Source organism: Chryseobacterium sp. S0630 (assembly GCF_024158915.1).
GTDB lineage: Bacteria > Bacteroidota > Bacteroidia > Flavobacteriales > Weeksellaceae > Chryseobacterium.
The window spans coordinates 23,514-42,146 of the sequence record NZ_JAMZGF010000050.1 but is presented as its reverse complement, the minus strand read 5'-3'; the positions used below and the strand labels follow the sequence as shown (position 1 = coordinate 42,146).

Annotated in this window: 18 protein-coding genes; 10 read left to right on the top strand and 8 right to left on the bottom strand. The window is 35.4% G+C overall.

What is annotated here, in order from left to right; genetic code table 11:
- Both NK356_RS18430 and blaIND read left to right on the top strand, forming a co-directional pair.
- Positions 1–228: hypothetical protein (locus tag NK356_RS18430; protein ID WP_253317683.1), on the top strand; the 228-nt coding region annotated here is incomplete at its 5' end.
- Positions 229–598: 370 nt separating this feature from the next.
- Positions 599–1,327, top strand: coding sequence for an IND family subclass B1 metallo-beta-lactamase (gene blaIND / locus NK356_RS18425; protein WP_253317682.1), 729 nt, complete (start codon positions 599–601; stop codon positions 1,325–1,327).
- A 53-nt stretch (positions 1,328–1,380) separates the two neighbouring features.
- On the opposite strand, the gene NK356_RS18420 is transcribed toward blaIND, so the two are convergent.
- The 4 genes from NK356_RS18420 to NK356_RS18405 all read right to left on the bottom strand — a co-directional run bounded on the left by NK356_RS18420 (position 1,381) and on the right by NK356_RS18405 (position 5,720).
- Positions 1,381–2,556, bottom strand: coding sequence for an aminotransferase class V-fold PLP-dependent enzyme (locus NK356_RS18420; RefSeq protein WP_253317681.1), 1,176 nt, complete (start codon positions 2,554–2,556; stop codon positions 1,381–1,383).
- 99 nt (positions 2,557–2,655) lie between these two features.
- Entirely contained in the window at positions 2,656–3,795 is a 1,140-nt protein-coding gene (locus NK356_RS18415; protein WP_034697821.1) for a hypothetical protein, read from the bottom strand.
- A gap of 26 nt (positions 3,796–3,821) precedes the next feature.
- Positions 3,822–4,724 (bottom strand): TssN family type VI secretion system protein, encoded by a 903-nt coding sequence (locus NK356_RS18410; protein WP_034697817.1) that lies wholly within the window; start codon positions 4,722–4,724, stop codon positions 3,822–3,824.
- A gap of 54 nt (positions 4,725–4,778) precedes the next feature.
- On the bottom strand, positions 4,779–5,720 hold the full coding sequence (locus tag NK356_RS18405; RefSeq protein WP_253317680.1) for a type VI secretion system baseplate subunit TssG: 942 nt from the start codon (positions 5,718–5,720) through the stop codon (positions 4,779–4,781).
- A 458-nt stretch (positions 5,721–6,178) separates the two neighbouring features.
- Between NK356_RS18405 and NK356_RS18400 the strand changes: the two genes are divergently transcribed.
- The 8 genes from NK356_RS18400 to NK356_RS18365 all read left to right on the top strand — a co-directional run bounded on the left by NK356_RS18400 (position 6,179) and on the right by NK356_RS18365 (position 14,225).
- Entirely contained in the window at positions 6,179–6,970 is a 792-nt protein-coding gene (locus NK356_RS18400; RefSeq protein WP_253317679.1) for a S1/P1 nuclease, read from the top strand.
- A 346-nt stretch (positions 6,971–7,316) separates the two neighbouring features.
- A complete protein-coding gene (locus NK356_RS18395) occupies positions 7,317–8,183 on the top strand; it encodes an RNA polymerase sigma factor RpoD/SigA (RefSeq protein ID WP_002979276.1) in 867 nt (288 codons plus the stop codon).
- A gap of 185 nt (positions 8,184–8,368) precedes the next feature.
- Positions 8,369–8,956, top strand: coding sequence for a hypothetical protein (locus tag NK356_RS18390; protein WP_253317678.1), 588 nt, complete (start codon positions 8,369–8,371; stop codon positions 8,954–8,956).
- A 15-nt stretch (positions 8,957–8,971) separates the two neighbouring features.
- Positions 8,972–9,472 carry a GNAT family N-acetyltransferase gene (locus NK356_RS18385; RefSeq protein ID WP_034697807.1) on the top strand — a complete coding sequence of 167 codons (501 nt, stop codon included), beginning with the start codon at positions 8,972–8,974 and terminating at the stop codon, positions 9,470–9,472.
- A 65-nt stretch (positions 9,473–9,537) separates the two neighbouring features.
- The gene (locus NK356_RS18380) at positions 9,538–10,656 is read left to right on the top strand and encodes an FAD-dependent monooxygenase (RefSeq protein ID WP_253317677.1); all 1,119 of its coding nucleotides are present in this window, start codon (positions 9,538–9,540) and stop codon (positions 10,654–10,656) included.
- Between the two features lie 73 nt (positions 10,657–10,729).
- Complete coding sequence (locus tag NK356_RS18375) at positions 10,730–12,763, top strand: alpha/beta fold hydrolase (RefSeq protein ID WP_253317676.1); 2,034 nt, start codon at positions 10,730–10,732, stop codon at positions 12,761–12,763.
- 272 nt (positions 12,764–13,035) lie between these two features.
- Complete coding sequence (locus NK356_RS18370; RefSeq protein ID WP_034697798.1) at positions 13,036–13,326, top strand: hypothetical protein; 291 nt, start codon at positions 13,036–13,038, stop codon at positions 13,324–13,326.
- Between the two features lie 62 nt (positions 13,327–13,388).
- Entirely contained in the window at positions 13,389–14,225 is an 837-nt protein-coding gene (locus tag NK356_RS18365) for a GLPGLI family protein (RefSeq protein ID WP_034697796.1), read from the top strand.
- A gap of 60 nt (positions 14,226–14,285) precedes the next feature.
- On the opposite strand, the gene NK356_RS18360 is transcribed toward NK356_RS18365, so the two are convergent.
- The 4 genes from NK356_RS18360 to NK356_RS18345 all read right to left on the bottom strand — a co-directional run bounded on the left by NK356_RS18360 (position 14,286) and on the right by NK356_RS18345 (position 18,546).
- Positions 14,286–14,750, bottom strand: coding sequence for a hypothetical protein (locus tag NK356_RS18360; RefSeq protein WP_034697794.1), 465 nt, complete (start codon positions 14,748–14,750; stop codon positions 14,286–14,288).
- Between the two features lie 77 nt (positions 14,751–14,827).
- Positions 14,828–17,485, bottom strand: a complete 2,658-nt coding sequence (locus NK356_RS18355) for a multicopper oxidase domain-containing protein (protein ID WP_253317675.1) — start codon at positions 17,483–17,485, stop codon at positions 14,828–14,830.
- Positions 17,486–17,575: 90 nt separating this feature from the next.
- Positions 17,576–18,049 carry a DUF3347 domain-containing protein gene (locus NK356_RS18350; RefSeq protein ID WP_034697788.1) on the bottom strand — a complete coding sequence of 158 codons (474 nt, stop codon included), beginning with the start codon at positions 18,047–18,049 and terminating at the stop codon, positions 17,576–17,578.
- Positions 18,050–18,165: 116 nt separating this feature from the next.
- Positions 18,166–18,546 carry a hypothetical protein gene (locus NK356_RS18345; RefSeq protein WP_253317674.1) on the bottom strand — a complete coding sequence of 127 codons (381 nt, stop codon included), beginning with the start codon at positions 18,544–18,546 and terminating at the stop codon, positions 18,166–18,168.
- Between the last annotated feature and the right edge of the window lie 87 nt (positions 18,547–18,633).

Genomic DNA, 18,633 nt, shown 5'->3' with positions numbered 1-18,633 from the left:
AAAAAACAAATCAAAATATATAAAAATTATTTACTTTTTAACAAGAAAAACCGCCTCAGTTGTGAGACGGCTTCTTTGTCATCTTACAAAAAACACCTTAATCCTGAAGCCAGATTTCTGGTCGTATACGCACCATTTTTATTGACCGCAGTTTTTATCGGAGTGTCTTCCAGTATTACTTCAGCGGGTATACTGTCTTCATTTTCAAAAAAGAAAAAGTATAGTTAACATAAAGCACTCTGATTGTAAGACTATAGCGAAACTTTGCTTAATGGTCTACTTCAAATAAACCTAACAGGTTTTAAAAACCTGTTAGGTTTGTCATCTTACAAAAAAACACCTTAATCCTAAAGCCAGATTTCTGGTCGTATACGCACCATTTTTATTGACCGCAGTTTTTATCGGAGTGTCTTTCAGCATTACTTCAGCGGGTATACTGTCTCCATTTCAAAAAGGTTACTCCTCTTAATCGTTAAAAAACGGTTAAACTCCCCTTTTTAAAATAGCCGAAAGTATATTTTTAACTAGGTTTGCAAAACATTCTACAGGCATTGTCTTTCCGACAAATACCAACCTTTAATTATTACTGTAAAAAATTATGAAAAAAAGCATTCCGTTTTTTATTATTTCGATGTTGCTAAGCCCATTGGCAAATGCTCAAACCACTCAGGTAAGAGACTTTGTCATTGAACCACAGATTCAACCCAATTTTTATATTTATAAAACTTTCGGAGTATTCGGAGGTAAAGAATATTCCACCAATGCCGTTTATCTGGTGACCAAAAAAGGAGTTGTTTTGTTTGATGTTCCCTGGCAGAAAACACAGTATCAAAGTCTTTTGGATACCATTCAAAAACGTCATAACCTTCCTGTGATAGCTGTATTTGCAACGCATTCACATGAAGACAGAGCCGGAGATTTAAGCTTTTATAATAAGAAAAGTATCAAAACCTACGCTACAGCGAAAACCAATGAACTTTTGAAGAAAGATGGAAAAGCAACTTCTACAGAACTTATTAAAACAGGAAAACCTTACCGCATTGGTGGAGAAGAATTCATAGTAGACTTTCTTGGGGAAGGACATACTGCTGATAATGTAGTGGTTTGGTTTCCAAAATATAAAATACTTGATGGAGGATGTCTTGTAAAAAGCAAAGCAGCCGTTGATCTTGGCTATACTGGAGAAGCCAACGTTGCCCAATGGCCGCAAACCATGACAAAACTGAAAAACAAATATTCACAGGCAACCCTGATTATTCCTGGACACGATGAATGGAAAGGAGGCGGACACGTAGAACATACGCTTGATCTTCTGAACAAAAAATAAAATTTGAAGAGCCCTGGCGAATGCCAGGGCTCTTCAAATTTTAAACCATCATTTTAATGGTGTATATTTTCCAAAAGTTGTGATACTTTTTCAATTTCTTCCATCGTATTGAAGTAATGAGGGGATAAACGGATCGCATGATCTACATTTTTAGAGGTAAAATCTATTAAGGCATCCTGTCTGCGGTTTTCCTTAAAAAATACGTTATGATCACTCAAAGCTTTATGAATCTTTTCAACCTTTCCATCTGCCTGGCAAAAAGTCACAATACTGCTCAACCTGTTTCCTTTATCCAGAACTCTGAAACCATTATTCTGCAGATTAATTCTTAAAGTATCGGTCAATTTCCGGTTGTAATTCTCAATTTGATCCATTCCAATCGCATTGGCATAGCGTAAAGCCTCTGCAAATCCAGCTAAAGCAGCATAAGGTCTTTCAAAAAGTTCAAATCTTTTAGCAGTATCATTGAGCTGAAAATCATCAAATGATGTCCATTGAGCACCAAAACTATCTAAAAACAGAGGATACATTTTCTGGTTTAATACTTTATCTGAAACGTATAAAAATCCAGTTCCTCTAGGTCCACGCATAAATTTCCTTCCGGTTGCCGTCAGAAAATCACAATGGATTTTTTCTACATCCACCACGATCTGTCCTACAGACTGACAAGCATCCACAAGATACAAAACATCATATTGTTTGCATAACTTCCCTACTCCTTCTACATTCTGAATTAACCCGGAATTAGTTGGAATATGAGTAACAGCAATTAATTTGGGATTATGCTTTTTGATCAGATTTTCAAAATCTTCAAGATCCAATTCATGGTCAGGAAGGTTGGCAACCCGGATGATTTCGATCTGATATCTTTTCTGCAAAGAAATAAAAGCAATCTGATTGGATATATAATCATCATTGGTGGTAATGATACAATCTCCTTCTTTAAAATCAATACTGGATAAAGCTTTTGCATATCCATCTGTAGAACTGCTTACAAATGCAATATGGGAAGGTTTTGTATTAATCAATTTTGCAGTCTCTTCATAAAACTGATTGATGATACCTGGGTTTTGAACCGCCGCTGCATATCCTCCCAGTTCCTGTTCTTCATATAAAAACTTAATGGTAGTCTCCACAACAGATTTAGGCATTAATGAAGCCCCTGCACTGTTTAAAAATATCTTATCCGAACATCCCGGAGTATCCTGTCTTATAACCTCTAAATTCATTTTATCAATCCTTACAACAAATTTACTTTTAATTTTTTCTAAATAGGTCTATAAAAAATCCCGAATTTTCATCCGGGACTCTATTTTTAACAAGTGATTTTAATCTAAAACACTCCAACCTCTTTTTGGGTTTGTGTTCGTGGAAACTTCCTGCTCATTAACGATGATATTTTCTTTTCTCTGACCGATATAATCAAGCTCGCTCAGTTTAGAGAAGATAATTTCAAGGCTTCTCAGCATCTGTTGAATATAAAGCAGGGGTTCACCACAATTATGGTGATCGTAATTCGTTTCTGCTACAATAGACAACTGGTTGAGTAAAGTATGAGGGGCAATCTCACTCCATTCCAAACTGTAGTTCAGCATTTCCTCCAATTCTGCAGGAACAAGAAGCTGGGTTGAATTGTATAAATGAAGCGCCAGTCTCGCAAAAGACTCAATTAAAAATACAGGTGGCTGCCAAGGCGTAATATTTCTGAACTGGAAATACATATCTCCAAAAGTATTCACCATAGTAGTACACAAGAACTTAACGTTTTGTGCTAATGCTGTATTCTGATTTTTATGAGATGCTTTCTGAATGATTTTAAAAGCATACTGCTGAAGATTTCCGATAGATTTCGCATAACTGCTGTAATAATCTACCAAAGCCGGATGACTCTGTACGGAAGTACAAGGCGGAATAAAATTGGAATCCACCTGAGCAATATTTCCTTTTAAATCTACCTTACCGATGATAAGATAATTTCCACCTGAATAGCTGCTGTTTAAAGACGTTACAGGAAGAAGTTCAATATGGTGATTCGGCTGTGCACTTGGATGGCGTGGCGGAATTTCCTCAGGATCAATATCTCCAAAAGGTACTTTATCAAAAGGATTTACAGAGATCAAAATATAATATTCCCCATCAGCCTGCTCTTCGTTCATTGATTTTGCCAATGATTTCACGCTGATTCGTCTGTCTGTAAGTTCAATACGGTATCCTGCCATTGTCACAGCGCTGCAACGCTTGATTACAAGCTGTACATCATTGGTTGCTGTGTTGTGAACATCAAAAATGGTACGGTCTGTAAATTCGTTGGAAATAGGTAAAAGCCCGTAGTTATATGTAGTAATTCCAAGGGAATTGGAATCTCTGATGGTATCAATTAAGAAATTATCCTGATCATTAAGGTGCCTCTGGGAAACTTTCATCCCATCCACCCAATTGATTGCAAAATGTTTAATAGGCTGTATCATGTTTAATACTTTTTAATTTTTTGTGTTTATGATTTTCTTGTGACTCCCTCCTCTTCATGCTGAATAACTCTCTTACAAATCACCACTTCATTTTCAGAAATGTTATTTGTCGTAATGTCGTGGTCGAAATCTATATATTTTCTAAAGCTGAAAAACGATTTTTTAGTGTAAAAGATCCAGTAATAAGGTTCATTTCCTTCATCTGAAAGGTGAATAATGGAACCCGGATTTTTGTGGTTGTAATCATCCACTACCCTGTAGAACCAATCTCCGAAAGTAACTCCTGTAGGAAGCGTTTTTGCTTTAATTCTGAAACGGTTGGTATCTTCTAATTTTTTGCTCAGTTCAACATTCAGTACCATTAATCTGTCAAAATCTGCACCTTCAAAATCAGGCAGTTTCTGCTCCGGTGAATATCTCCATGTTTTATAAATATCAAAAGGAATACTGATAAACTGGATATAGCAGTAATAAAATACCATCGGAACCACAAAGATTACCATACTTGTCGCTGCCATCACAGCATATCCGGTACCCTTACTCATCCAGTTAAAGATTAAAGTAAAAAGATATCCGCCCAAAGCCATACATGTTAATGAAAGAATAGACTCAAACAGAATACTCATTGCCAGAGAATCAATATGCTTTTTGAAATATTTATGTAACAGGTTTACATGAATAATCCCAAAAATAAGATAAATAACCTGTGCAATAAGATACCAGTACGGATTAAAAAGGTTTCCCGCAAATCCAAAAACACCCGGGATAGCCAGACATAAGCTGCAAAGCAGTACGTATATAATAATTACTTTAATTTTGATCGCAGGTTTATTTCTCCTGATTACACCGAGTATAACCATCATAATAATTGCGATTAAAGGCATTAAGATATACCTTAAAAAAATACCTTTTACTGAAGAAATTTCCATTTGTTTCTTTTCGAATTTATACTTTGTTGGTAGCTGTAAATATAATAAAATAATTTAGAGGAATGTAGAGTATCCAAGGCGGCTGGCATTTCTTTCATCGTCTTCAAGACTGAATGAATATTCCTCTTTTTCTGTGACAAAATTCTCTTCCACATCTACTGTTACAGGAAGAAAATAATCATACAGTGCCTGAAGCACATTTCTGAAAGGACTTCCAGGAATATACTTCTTCATATCCCCATAAGGAATAGGTCCAATGTTCACCACCCAGTTTCGCTGTCCATCCATATGAGGTCCGCTTGGAATATAGGTGACTCCCAATCTCGAATTTCCCAATAACATGGAATTGTCATTTTTCTCAATTCCGTCAATAATATTAGGGGAAAAAGTAACTTGTACCGGTACCTGCAGAAAAGCAGTCATGCATCTTTCAAACCATCTTTTGTCTCCTCTGATCTGATGGAAAAATGGTAAAATATGCATAAAAATATAGGCACTCTGCTTGTCCAGCATTTTGATCATAGGCCAAAGCTCACTTACTGTGTCCAGTAAAGAATCTGTACTGCTGGTGATATCAAATTCTGATTCTTTAAGCAAAGCACTGATTTCCGTAAAGAATACTTCCAGCTCAAAAGGTCGGAAAAACTTGCGGGCATCATCTTCTACCCTTTTCTGTTTCCGGATTTCCCTTACCACAGTATCTACATTCTTTCTGGAAGCTCCGAGAGATGGCGGATGAAATAATCCTTCCGGAAGATAGTCGTAAATACCTTCTCTGTAGCTCTCTATGGTAAAGACTTCCTCATCAAATCCTAAATAACTGCTTGAAATACTTTTAATATCCTTCAGGTAAGCACGGTCGTTCACGCCGACACGCTCAATGAATATATTGCTTACCGCACGGTGGTATTTCAAGAGGTTTACAGCCACAGCTTCAGCCTTAAAGTCTGTCTGCAGCTTATTGTAATGCATATCTACAATATTATTCTCATACATAGTGTTTCCTCTGATTATGACTTGTAAAGATAATATATCTCATAAGTTTGAAAAAATATTTTTACAACAATTTTATTTTAAAAGTAGTAATTTATTGACATTAATAGGAATAATTTTCTACAAATTCCGTGAAAATACGGTAAATAGCCTATTTATTTGTTTTTTAGAATTTAAAATTAACTATTCAGAACCAATTGTTTAGAGTGTGAGGTTCAAGGTTCAAGGTTCAAGGCTTAAAGTTTAAAGTTCAGGGGTAAGGTTTAAATTTAGGTCTATATAGAATATGAAGAGTTTTATGCCTTTATCTTCAATGCTTTCTATTCTTTTCAAACCTAAGATTATTATGCATTTATTTACATTAAATTTTATTAACACCATCTTATGGAATAAATTCAGGATTATGTATGCTCATTCCGAAAGTGGGCCGTATCTTTGCAGACTGAAAATTGTTATTTAAAATGAAAAGTATTTATTCTAAAATTCTGATTTTAGCATTCATGGCCTCTTCACTTTATTCTTATGCGTGGGGATTAACGGGACACAGAGTGATTGCAGACATTGCACAAAACCACCTTTCCCGCAAAGCAAGAAGAGAGATTAAAAAAATCATGGGAAAAGAGCGTCTGGCTTATTGGGCGAACTGGCCGGATTTTATCAAATCTGACACTACAGGTGCATGGAAGCAGGCTTCAGCATGGCATTATGTAAACATTGATCCGATGACTGATTTTAAAGCTTTTGAACAAAACCTAAAAGCACAGGCAGGACCAAGCCTTTATACTCAGGTAAATATATTGTCCAGCCAGATCAAAGACAAAAACACTTCTGAAAAAGACAGAAAAATTGCTTTAATCTTCCTTATCCACATTATGGGAGACCTTGCACAGCCACTTCACGTAGGAAGAGCTGAAGATTTGGGTGGGAACAAAATAAATGTTACCTATTTCGGGGAAAAAACCAATTTACACTCTGTTTGGGATGGGAAATTAGTAGATTCTCAAAAATACAGCTACACTGAATATTCCAAGCTTTTAGATATCAAATCTAAAGAAGAAGTAGCACAGATCCAATCCGGAACACTGGAAGACTGGTTGTATGATTCTCATAAAATCGCCAACAAGATCTATGCACAGACTCCAAACGATTCTAAGCTATCTTACGACTATCAGTACAAGTTCAACGAAACAATGGAAAGACAGTTGTTGTACGGAGGATTGAGACTGGCAAAAGTATTGAATGAGCTTTTCTAAGTAGACTTTCGAGTTGCGAGTTGCGGGTTGTTAACCCAATACAATTTAAAATATAACTCTTAGAGATAAAAACGGGACTTCGGTTTCGTTTTTTTTTGTTCAAAGTTCAAGGTTTAAGGAATTTACAGGATTTTCGAATGAATGCCAGGGTTTTGATTATTAATTTAAATTTTATTTTTAAAACAAGAAAAAGCATAAAATACTCAATATCAGTAAATTAAACCCTATCCAATATACATTAATGCGTTTTACTTTATATATTGTACAAAAAATATTGAACCTTGTGTAACCTTTTTACCTTTTCATACGTATATATTATAGTAACTCTTTTTTGAGGATAAAATAAATGAGACAATTAAAAATCACTAAGCAGGTTACCAACAGGGAAACTGCTTCATTAGACAAGTATTTGCAGGAAATTGGTAAAGTGGAACTGATCACTGCGGACGAGGAAGTAGAATTGGCACAAAGAATACGTGCAGGTGACAGAGCCGCACTTGAGAAATTAATCAAAGCCAACCTTCGTTTCGTAGTATCTGTATCTAAGCAATACCAAAATCAAGGTCTTTCTTTACCCGATTTGATTAATGAAGGTAACTTAGGATTAATGAAAGCGGCAAAAAGGTACGATGAAACTAGAGGTTTCAAATTTATCTCTTATGCAGTATGGTGGATCCGTCAATCAATCTTACAGGCATTGGCTGAACAGTCAAGAATTGTAAGACTACCATTGAACAAGATTGGTTCTATCAACAAAATCAATAAAGCATACGCTCACCTTGAGCAGGAAAATGAAAGACCACCTTCTCCGGAAGAATTGGCTGAAGTTCTTGACATGAGCGAGGAAGATATCAAAGAATCTATGAAAAACTCCGGAAGACACCTGTCTATGGATGCGCCTTTAGTAGAAGGTGAAGATTCTAATCTTTATGATGTATTACGTTCAGGAGAATCTCCAAGTCCTGATAAAGATCTGATGCTTGAATCTCTACAAATCGAGATTGAAAGAGCATTGAATACTTTGACGCCAAGAGAGGCTGATTTAGTAAGATTGTACTTCGGACTGAACGGAAAACACCCAATGACTTTAGAAGAAATTGGTGAAACTTTTGATCTTACAAGAGAGAGAGTTCGTCAGATCAAAGAAAAAGCAATTAAGAGACTAAAACACAATACCAGAAGCAAGATTCTTAAATCTTACCTGGGTAAATAATTTTAGCGTAAAAATTTTATAGGCGGAGTCTGGTTTCAGGCTCCGTTTTTTTATGGATGTAACATTTTTCAAGGTTTGTTCAACTAATTAAAATCATATCCTTTAATCACTTGTGTTAGAATTGAAATGATTAATTTTAGTTGCTTCGGATATGATGCTGATTTTCAACCAAAACAAAACATACTATGAAAAAAATACTTTTCGCTTCTGCTGTGGTTCTTTCTTTACTTTCCTGCAGTGAAAACAAATCACAAAATGATATTGTAGAAAAAGCAGCTGAGAACACAGAATCCAGTATTCCTATAAAACGGCTAAGCAAAACTCAGGATATATTTAATGGCATCTATGATGAAAAAATCAAAAATGATAAAGAAATTAAGAAAGTAGATGAAAAAATATCTTTAATGCAAGAAGATGCTCATAAAATGCAAGGTATATATAGCAGCGTCATTTCTAATTCAGAAGATTATTATTTGATTGCAAAAAATGAAGCAAAATCTATTAATGATTCGGTTTTAAGAAAGGAAATGATTAAGCTCATCGAAGAAAGTTCAGATAAATATTATCAAAAGATTCAAAAAATAAAAGATCTTAAGCATAAAATTAATCGTAACAAGCAAAGTATTTACAGCTTATACGCTGCCTTCAAGATCAGAAAAACACTTCCTGAAATTGAAAAATATCAAAAGGCTCACCCTCTGAAAACAGATAGTTTCAATCAATTTATCAATAAGCAGAATCAACTTCTGGAAGAATTGAAAAAGTTAAAATAAACACCATTACACCTCATGAAATATACTACCCAATGGCTTACCGATAAAAGCCGAGTGAAAGAACTCGTAGACTTTTTCATTACCCATAAAACAGACGCTTACATTTCTCATGGCGAAATGATGTCAGGAAGGGCCATAGATTCACACCACTGGAATCCTGATCTTGAACTGATCCTGACAGAACAACTAATCACTGATTTTAATTCTGACGGAAACTCCAAACTGAATATTCTGATCGCTGAAAATGAAAATGGAGAAATTGTTGGTATGATGGTTTTCAACCTCATCAACAGTCCTTTTAAAAAATACGCAATTCTGGAGGATATGCTCCTGGACCAGTCTGTGAGAGGTCAATCCCTGGGAAGTACCCTTTTGGAGAAAGCCATTCATGAATCTAAAAACTGGAATATCAGCTTTATTTTGCTGGAAAGCGGAGTCAATAATCATGGTGCTCACAACTTTTTCAGCCGATATGGTTTTAAAAAGGTATCGGAGAGTTATATTTTAACGTTATAAGTTACCATTTGACTGTCATAAAAAGATATACTAACCACTTTACGTTTTAAATAAAACTAAGCCTTATGAACACCATTTCAATCATCGGAGCCGGAATCGGAGGGCTTACCTTGGGAAATGTACTGAAACAGCATCAGTATGATTTTACGATCTATGAATCTGCTCCCGAAATAAAACCTGTAGGAGCCGGAATTATGATGGCCGTCAATGCCATGCAGGTTTTTGACCGTTTAGGTTTAAAAGAAAAGATTGAAAATGCAGGTAATAAAGTTCATAGAATCGTTATCGCCAATGAATCTTTACAGACCATCTCCAAAACAGAGATTCTGGAACTGGAAACGCAGTACAATTCCTGCAATGTTGCGATTCACCGGGCTGAGCTTCAGAAAATCCTGGCAGAAAATTTAAACCCAAATTCTGTACAACTCAACCATTCCTTGCAAAAAATAAGAAAAGAGGAAAACTATATTTTAGATTTTGAAAATGGAAAACAGATTGAAAGTACAATCGTTTTTGGAGCAGACGGTATAAAATCTCCTATCCGTAATCAGATCCTGAAAACCGGTATCATACGGAACTCTGGTCAGAAATGCTGGCGTGGTGTTTTAGATTTCGATCTGCCAGAGAAATATCATCAGGAAGCCTTCGAGATGTGGGGAAAAGGAAAGCGTTTTGGATTTGTAAAAATTTCTGATAGAAAAGTATACTGGTATGCATGTATCAATGAAAAAAGCTTCGGGAGATATCTTGAAATTGCAGAGATTTTTAATGATTTTGATCCTTTGGTCTTACAACTTATTGAAGCTACAGCAAACGAAGATATTATTTGTAATACAATTTCCGACCTCGCTCCTATTCCTCAATGGTATTCTGATAATCTCTGTCTGATTGGTGATGCAGCCCACGCTACAACTCCCAATATGGGACAAGGTGCCTGCCAGGCCATTGAAGATGCTTATATCATTGGGAAATTGCTGGAAAGTCATCAGGATTTCAATGCTATTTTCAAAAAATTTCAAAGTACCAGAAGAAAAAAAGTTGATTATATCGTTAATACAAGCCGTACCATCGGAAAGGTTTCTCAATGGGAAAAAGGAAATTCAATCCGGAATTTTCTGATAGGTTTAATTCCGGAAAGTATGAATCAGAAAATGGCAAAAAAAATTATTGAACTGGAAATGTAGGTCATTATTGTTAGAATCGATAAAAATTTAAAAATCATAAACAATTTATTAATAACAACTAAAACTTAAAAACATGAAAAAAATCTTTTATGTATTGCTCCTGCTCATAGGAGTACATACAGCACGAGCACAGGAAGTCCCGGTACTGGACAGAGGTTTATTCTTTGGTAACCCGGAAATTGCCGGAGGACAATTAAGTCCGGATGGGAAATGGATTTCCTTTACAAAAGAATATGAGGGGATTATGAATATCTGGGTAAAAAAAATTGATGAGCCTTTTGAGAAAGCACGTCCTTTAACAAACAGCAAACGCCCGTTGAATGGATATTTCTGGACAGAAGACGGAAAATACATTCTGTATGTAAAAGATAATAACGGAGATGAAAACATGAATATTTTTGCAGTAGATCCCATGGCAAAAGTAACAAAAGGAGTTCCAGAATCAAGGAATATCACACCGCTTAAAGACGTTACTGCAAGTATTTATCTGGCAAGCAGAAAAGATCCTGACTTGCTGATGATTGGATTGAATAACCGTGATAAAGCATGGCATGATTTATATTCACTGAAAATTTCTACAGGAGAACTGAAAAAGATTTACGAAAATACAGACCGTATTACAAGCTATGAATTTGACTGGGATGAAAAATTGAGGGTTCTTTCCAAAACGGATGATAAAGGAACTACACAGTTTTTTTATAAAGAAGGTGATAAACTGACTCCTATTTACGAAACATTGGTAACGGAAAGTGCTTATATCTCCAACTGGAACGAAGACAATTCTAAGTTTTATCTGGTAACCAATAAAGGAGATCTGGATAAATCTGCACTATTCCTGATGGATCCGAAAACAAAACAGATTACAAAAATAGAAAGTGATCCTAAAGATAAAGTAGATTTTGGAGGACTGTTTTTAGACAGAAATACAAGAAAAATGATCTACACTTCTTACACCGGAGATAAAACAGAATATTACTGGAAAGATAAAGCGTGGGAAGCGAATTATAAATTCCTGCAAAGTAAATTCCCGGGAAGAGAAGTTGGTTTTGCAAGTTCTACCAATGATTACTCTAAGTTTCTGGTTTCTGTAGGAGGAGATAAATATGCTTCAGAAGCCTATTTCTTCGATGCAAAGACCAAACAGCTGATATTCCAGTATACCCCAAGAACAGAGTTGAAAAAAGTAGAAAAATATCTGGCTGCAATGACCCCTATCAGCTATAAAAGCAGTGACGGACTTGAAATTCCGGCTTACCTGACTTTACCTGTAGGTTCTTCCGGCAAGAATGTTCCTGTTGTTGTTTTGGTTCACGGAGGTCCGAAAGGCCCAAGAGATTATTGGGGATATAACTCAACCGTACAATTTTTAGCCAACAGAGGATATGCTGTGCTTCAGCCTAACTTCAGAGCAAGTGGCGGTTATGGTAAAAAGTTCCAGAATGGTGGAGATCTTCAATGGGGAAAACTGATGCAGGATGATATTACCTGGGGCGTAAAATATCTGATCGATCAGGGAATTGCAGATAAAAGCAAAGTGGTTATTATGGGAGGAAGCTATGGTGGCTATGCAACGCTGGCAGGTCTGGCTTTCACTCCGGATGTATATGCTGCGGGAGTAGATATCGTAGGGCCAAGTAACTTATTTACGTTACTGGATTCTGTTCCTGCTTACTGGGAAGCTGCACGTGCTTTCCTTTATGGTATGGTCGGTGATCCTAAAACTGAGGAAGGTAAAAAACGTATGCATGATGCAAGCCCATTATTCAGTGTAGATAAAATCAACAAACCTTTACTGATTGTTCAGGGAGCTAATGATCCAAGAGTAAAGCAGGCTGAAGCAGATCAGATTGTCATCGCTCTTCGTGATAAAGGTAAAAAGGTTAATTATATCCTTGCTGATGATGAAGGCCATGGATTCCGTAAACCTGTAAACAGCATGGCGATGTATGCTGAAACCGAGAAATTCCTTGCAGAAGTAATCGGAGGAAGATATCAGAAAGAAATGCCTGAAAATGTGGCAAAACGTCTGAAAGAAATGACAGTTGATATTTCGAAAGTTACTTATACACCAGCAAAGACTGAAAAAGCTGCAGGAGCTTCTAAATAAAAGCATTTGCATCAATTATATAAAGCCATCTCGTGAAAATGAGGTGGTTTTTTATTTTTAAAACAATAAGCTTACAGCTTAAAAGAATAACATTACTTTTTTCTTTATGTTTAATTGATTTTTTTTCAAAACAAACAATAAAAAAAGCAATAAAACTAGAATTCAACATTTAAGTCTATTATTATTTGATAATAAAATAAATAGTTTATAAAATTGTTTTCAGATTGCAATCAGAAAACTTAATTATTTATAAAAAAATTAAAAATTTAACGATGAAAAAAATTATCTTCATGGCTGCCTTCAGTGTAGCAAGTCTTATGAGTGCAAAAGGTATTACTGAAAAAAAAGTAATCAAAAAAGCAGTAACTATTGAGAAAAAAATAAGTAATAACAAGAAGTTAAAAAATACTAAGGCTTCTCTCTATAACTGGATTCGAGTAACATCTCCTTGTGGAGCTGTTTATTATTTAGAAACTAGTGATTATGATAATGTAGAGGCTTTTACTGATGATGTTATTTACTTTAATGCACAAAAGTGTGGAACATCTTATCCTTTAGCATAAACGAATTATCAATAAGACGGATAATTTATCCGTCTTATATTTTTAATTTTAATACGAATAGAATGAAATTTATAATTTTGCTTTCAATTACTCTTTTTAGCTTTATTAAAGGACAGGATACTAAATTTCCTGATAATTTCACCCTTCAAGCTCCTAAGTACCAGATAAAAATATATGGAAATAGTAATTTAAATATTTATTATCAGCTCAAATTTTCTGATAATATTAATACTCCTGAAAGCAAAAAGGAAACACTTTGTATCTTACAATTAGGGAATAGTTATTCTAAATTTAGTGATCATAAAGGTATTCAACAGGATTCTATAGCAGAGAAATTTAGCCATCAGGAAAGAATTGGAGGGAAAGAGATTAACCAACTACTTAAAGTTCGTGAAATATGGACAAATATTATCTTTAAAAACAAATTAACAGATAGTTTAATCATACAAGACAAAGCTAAAGAGAAGTATCAATACGAAGAAAAAGCTCCTATTTTTAAATGGGTTATGAGTAGAGAGAAGAAAAATATTCTTGGTTATGAGTGCAGAAAGGCAACAACAAACTATAGAGGCAGGAGCTATACAGCATGGTATGCAGATAAAATTCCTGTTAATAATGGTCCTTATGTTTTTGGTGGATTACCAGGTTTAATACTTGAAATTGAAGATGATAAAAAATATTTTCATTTTGAAGCAGTTGCAGTGAATCAGAAACCAAATGATATTTATCTACGTAATGATAAAAGCATATTCAAAGTAACCAGAGAAAAATTTAGAAAAATTCAGCAATCCTACTATGACAATCCTGGTTTTTTCCACGGCAAGGCCTATAATGGAGATGGTAGTCAAATGTCAATTAAATCTAACCCTATTCCTTATAATCCAATAGAATTGGAATAACCCTAAAGAATAAATCGTCTCCTACCATATTTTGAGACGATTTATCATTATTTTAATAGTTTAAAGGTTTTCATGATTGGTCCATTCTACAAATGTATCGGTCCCGTCTATTTTACCATTAAATACTCCCTTTGCCTTCACAGTAGGTTGATTAGCTTTCAAATAATGATCAAAAACAAGGTGATTTTGATAATTCTGCTCAGCTTTTAAACATTCCTCAGTGTCAACATCTGCTTTCATTAAAAAGTCAAAAGAGTGATTTTTTCTTTGCTTTGCATATTCTACCTGATGTGGCACTTTTGTCTGATTATAAGTTCTCAGCCAGTACAACCAATAATTCCAGATTTCAAGACCAAGAGTAAAAATATCTTCTGTCAATGGTGTTAAAAGGTATTCATTAGTCCAGTCATCTTCTGCCTCAGAAAAGATATTTGTATAATAACAAGGTTTGCCATCATAATCAGCTATTCCCGCAAGAACATTCATATCCCAATAATTATCTACACTATATACTTTTTCTTTCATAATATTTCCGAAGTAAAGCTAAAGATATAACTTTTATCCCATAAAAAAAACGCCTCACAAATGAGACGTTTTTTATTTTAATAAGTTAAAGTAACACCTGCACCCCAGCCTATTTCTTTATCATAGTTTCCGGAAAGGGATAACCATTTCTGAACAATGTATCGAAGTCCTGTAGAAAACTCGCCGTCCGAATTGATGCTAAAGTTTCCTCTCAGTCTTCTGGAAAGTGGTATATCTTCACGGCTAAGTTCCAAAAGTACTTTTCCGTTTTGATCAACACTTGCATCAGCAGTAATCAGCATTGGCAACACATACTGCATACCCACCATAAATGCAAATCTATTTTTCGAAGCCTTCTGCTGCCCAAACCAGGTCTTTTTCCCGTGAAATTCCATTCCGAGATCTTCTGCCATCTGTCTCTCCATGATCTCATGATTCTTTTGAACCCTGATTCCTGCATAAGGTAATGCCCATTGAAATTTGCCTAAGAAACGCCCTACTTTTGCACTTCCTTCAAAATGATCAAAATTCCAGTTGGTATGAAACTCATTCAGGTTAGCCCATCTCGGTCCAAACATCGTCATTGTTTCTGCGTGGATCTTATTGCTTGCTAAATCCAGCATTGCCATAGAACTGGTCATTTTATTATCCTGTATAAAGTTTTTCCAGGCCAGTTTTCTGTTCGGAAGCTGTGGATTGGGTTTTGAGTTTTCATAACTGAAAATTCGTCCCATTCCTGCCATCATATGGTAAAGAATATGACAGTGGAAGAACCAATCTCCGTCCTGGTTGGCTGCAAATTCTATCGTTACAGTTTCCATCGGCATGATATCCACTACATTTTTCAATGGAGAATACTCTCCTTTTGAATTGATTAATCTGAAATCATGACCATGAAGGTGCATCGGGTGGCGCATCATGGAATTATTATAGAGTTTAATTCTAAGAACTTCTCCTTTTTTGATCAGAATTTTATCCGTCTCTGTTACCGTTTTATTATCCAGCGTCCACAGATAATGGTTCATATTTCCTTCCAGTGTAAACTTCATCTCACGTATACTGTCTGTAGGAAGTATGGTTTTTTCGGGAGATTTTAAAATATTGTAAGAAAGTCTTTTGATTGTTTTCTCTTCTTTCATATCCATTTCTGAGTGTTGAGAATGATCTTCTTTCTTATCTTCTTTGGTTTTCACTCCCATCATCTCATTGATATGCTTCGCTGTAGTTTTTCTTTGGTTTTCAGACAATTCCGGATACATCACTTCATTCATATCCATCATTTGATTTCCCATTGTCATATTCATCGGCTTCATATTTCCACTCATTTCCATCATACCATTCATCATTTTCATTCCTTCAAAAAGCATCAGTCTAGGAAGATTGGGAGCTTCTATCTTTTCACCGGAGCCCAGCCAAAGGGAAGCATGTCCTATTCTGTCTTCTGAAGTCGCTCTGAACTCAAAGCTTTTATTTTCAGGAATCGTAACTTCAATATCATACGTTTCTGAAACTCCTACAATCAGTCGATCAACTTCTACTGGTACCACATCATTTCCGTCATTTCCCACTACTTTTATCTTTCCTCCACCATAATTCAGCCAGAAATAGGTAGATGAACCTCCATTCGCGACTCTCAATCTTACTTTGTCACCCGCTTTTAAGTTAGAATAATCTGAACTCGGTGTACCATTGATTAAGAATTTATCGTAATACACGTCACTTACATCCATGGCTTCCATTCTTTTCCATTCATTCAGAGCTTTTGTTCCAAAGTTTCCGGATTTAATGGCTTCCCAGTAACTCTGTACAGCATTTTTCTTTACTGCATACCAGTCTGTATTGGCCATATGAAGTCTTCTTGCAATCTGCATAGGATCATCATCACTCCAATCTCCCAATAATACAGGAATATCAGCATTGTATTCTGTTTTGGGTTCTCCTTCTCTTTTTTTGAAAACCAGAATACCGTTCATTCCTATCTGTTCCTGCAGTGCTTCATGAGAATGGTACCAGTACGTTCCGTTTTGAGAGATTCTGAATTTATATAAATGGGTTTCTCCAGGTTTTACAGGTTTGGTGGTAAGGTAAGGAACTCCGTCCTGTTCATTGGGAAGAATCACACCGTGCCAGTGCAGTCCTGTATTTTCCTTAAGCATATTATGCAGATAGATCTCGGCCGTGTCTCCTTCCGTAAAATACAGTGTTGGAGCCTGAAGTTTACCATTGATTGCAATTGCCCTTCTGTTTTTTCCTGTGAAATTAACTATAGTATCTTTTACGTAGAGGTCGTAACGAACCGTTTTCCCTCCAAAAGTAATTCTCCCGTTTTCAGAGTTTCTTTTTAAAACAGGACCTTCTTCTTTGGGTTTATCTGTAGAAGAATGATCTTCTTTTTCCTCAAGTTCCATCCCGCATTTAGGACATTTTCCAGGTTTGTCTGAAACAACTTCCGGATGCATTGGACATGCATAGGTGATTTGAGAATGGGTTGTATTTATTTTTGTTTCTGAGGATTTTACTTTTACCTCTGTTATAGATTTCGTTTCCGGTTTTGCCGCTGCTTTTGACTTTAGGGCAAGAGTTTTCTTCTCCAGAGTCATTCCGCATTTCGGACAGTCTCCAGGTTTAGAAGACACCACTTCAGGGTGCATCGGACAAGTATAAACGTTTTTTGTAGTTTGAGCGAAAGTCAATACAGAGAACAAAAGTACCAGAAACATTATCAGCTTTTTCATAATATTTCGAACTTTTTTAGAAGCAGCATAGCTTAAAGTTAATTATAATTCAAGCTATGCAACTCATTATTTTAAAGAATAGTACGGTAATTATTTAATTTCCGACTTTACACTTCCACATGTAAGCATAGACTTTCCGTAATATGGATTAACGATCTGTTTTTCATCGCTTAGCCAGCTTCCGTCTGCCATTGGGCAATATTGAACGTAGACTGGTTTTTCAGAAAGCTTGAACTGCTTGGTCAGAGCAATCATATTATCCGAAAGGTTTAAAAAAGTTTCTCTTTGTGTGGCAATAGTTCTTGCATCGGAAATGGCAGAAGCGTCTTTTCTTAGAACATTAAGGTTTCCTTCTGAAACTACTTTATAATCAATAACAGAAGCTGTTTTAATGAATTCTGTTGCTGCTTTTGAAGTTTTATCCGCATCATCTGAAGCTAACGCTGATTTGATAGCAATATAATTCTGGTATAGTTTAGAAACCTGAGCATCCTTTTTAGATTGTGCAGATAATGAAACGATTGAGAATAATGATAAAGCTGCTGTGATGATATATTTTTTCATTGTTTTAAATTTTAGAATTAATTTTTAATAAAGAATAATGGATTACGCATCAGTAAATGCGTCAGAACATGTCGCTCATAGCAGTATATGCTTATACCGGAAACGACTGACAAATTCTAGATTCTAAAATTACAATGATTGATATAGATAGGTATCAGACGGCCTTCAGGCGGTGCATTGATCTGAATTTGAGTAAATTTGGTTGCAGAAAAAGATTTATCAATGAAGGCAAACTGATGTTTCACCGGAATCTCTGAAACTGCACTTAAGAAATCAACGTTCAGGTAATCAGATTTCTGTGAATCGTCTACTTTTACGATTTTGATCTCCGTTTTACAGCATCCTTTTTTTTCCTTAACACCACATTTCGCACAGATGTCATCTGCTTTCTGACTTACAGAAACAAATTCTTTCATACAATAATGAATGCTAAAAGCTGCTCCGGAAGAAAATCCGAAGTAGAAAATAGAAAACAATATGGCAAGAATCTTTTTCATTAGTAAGACAAAGGTAAAAATATCTCTGAAACCGTTGTTATAGAATTTGGTAATGTTGTTATAAAATTCGGGTAAACAAAAAAGCTT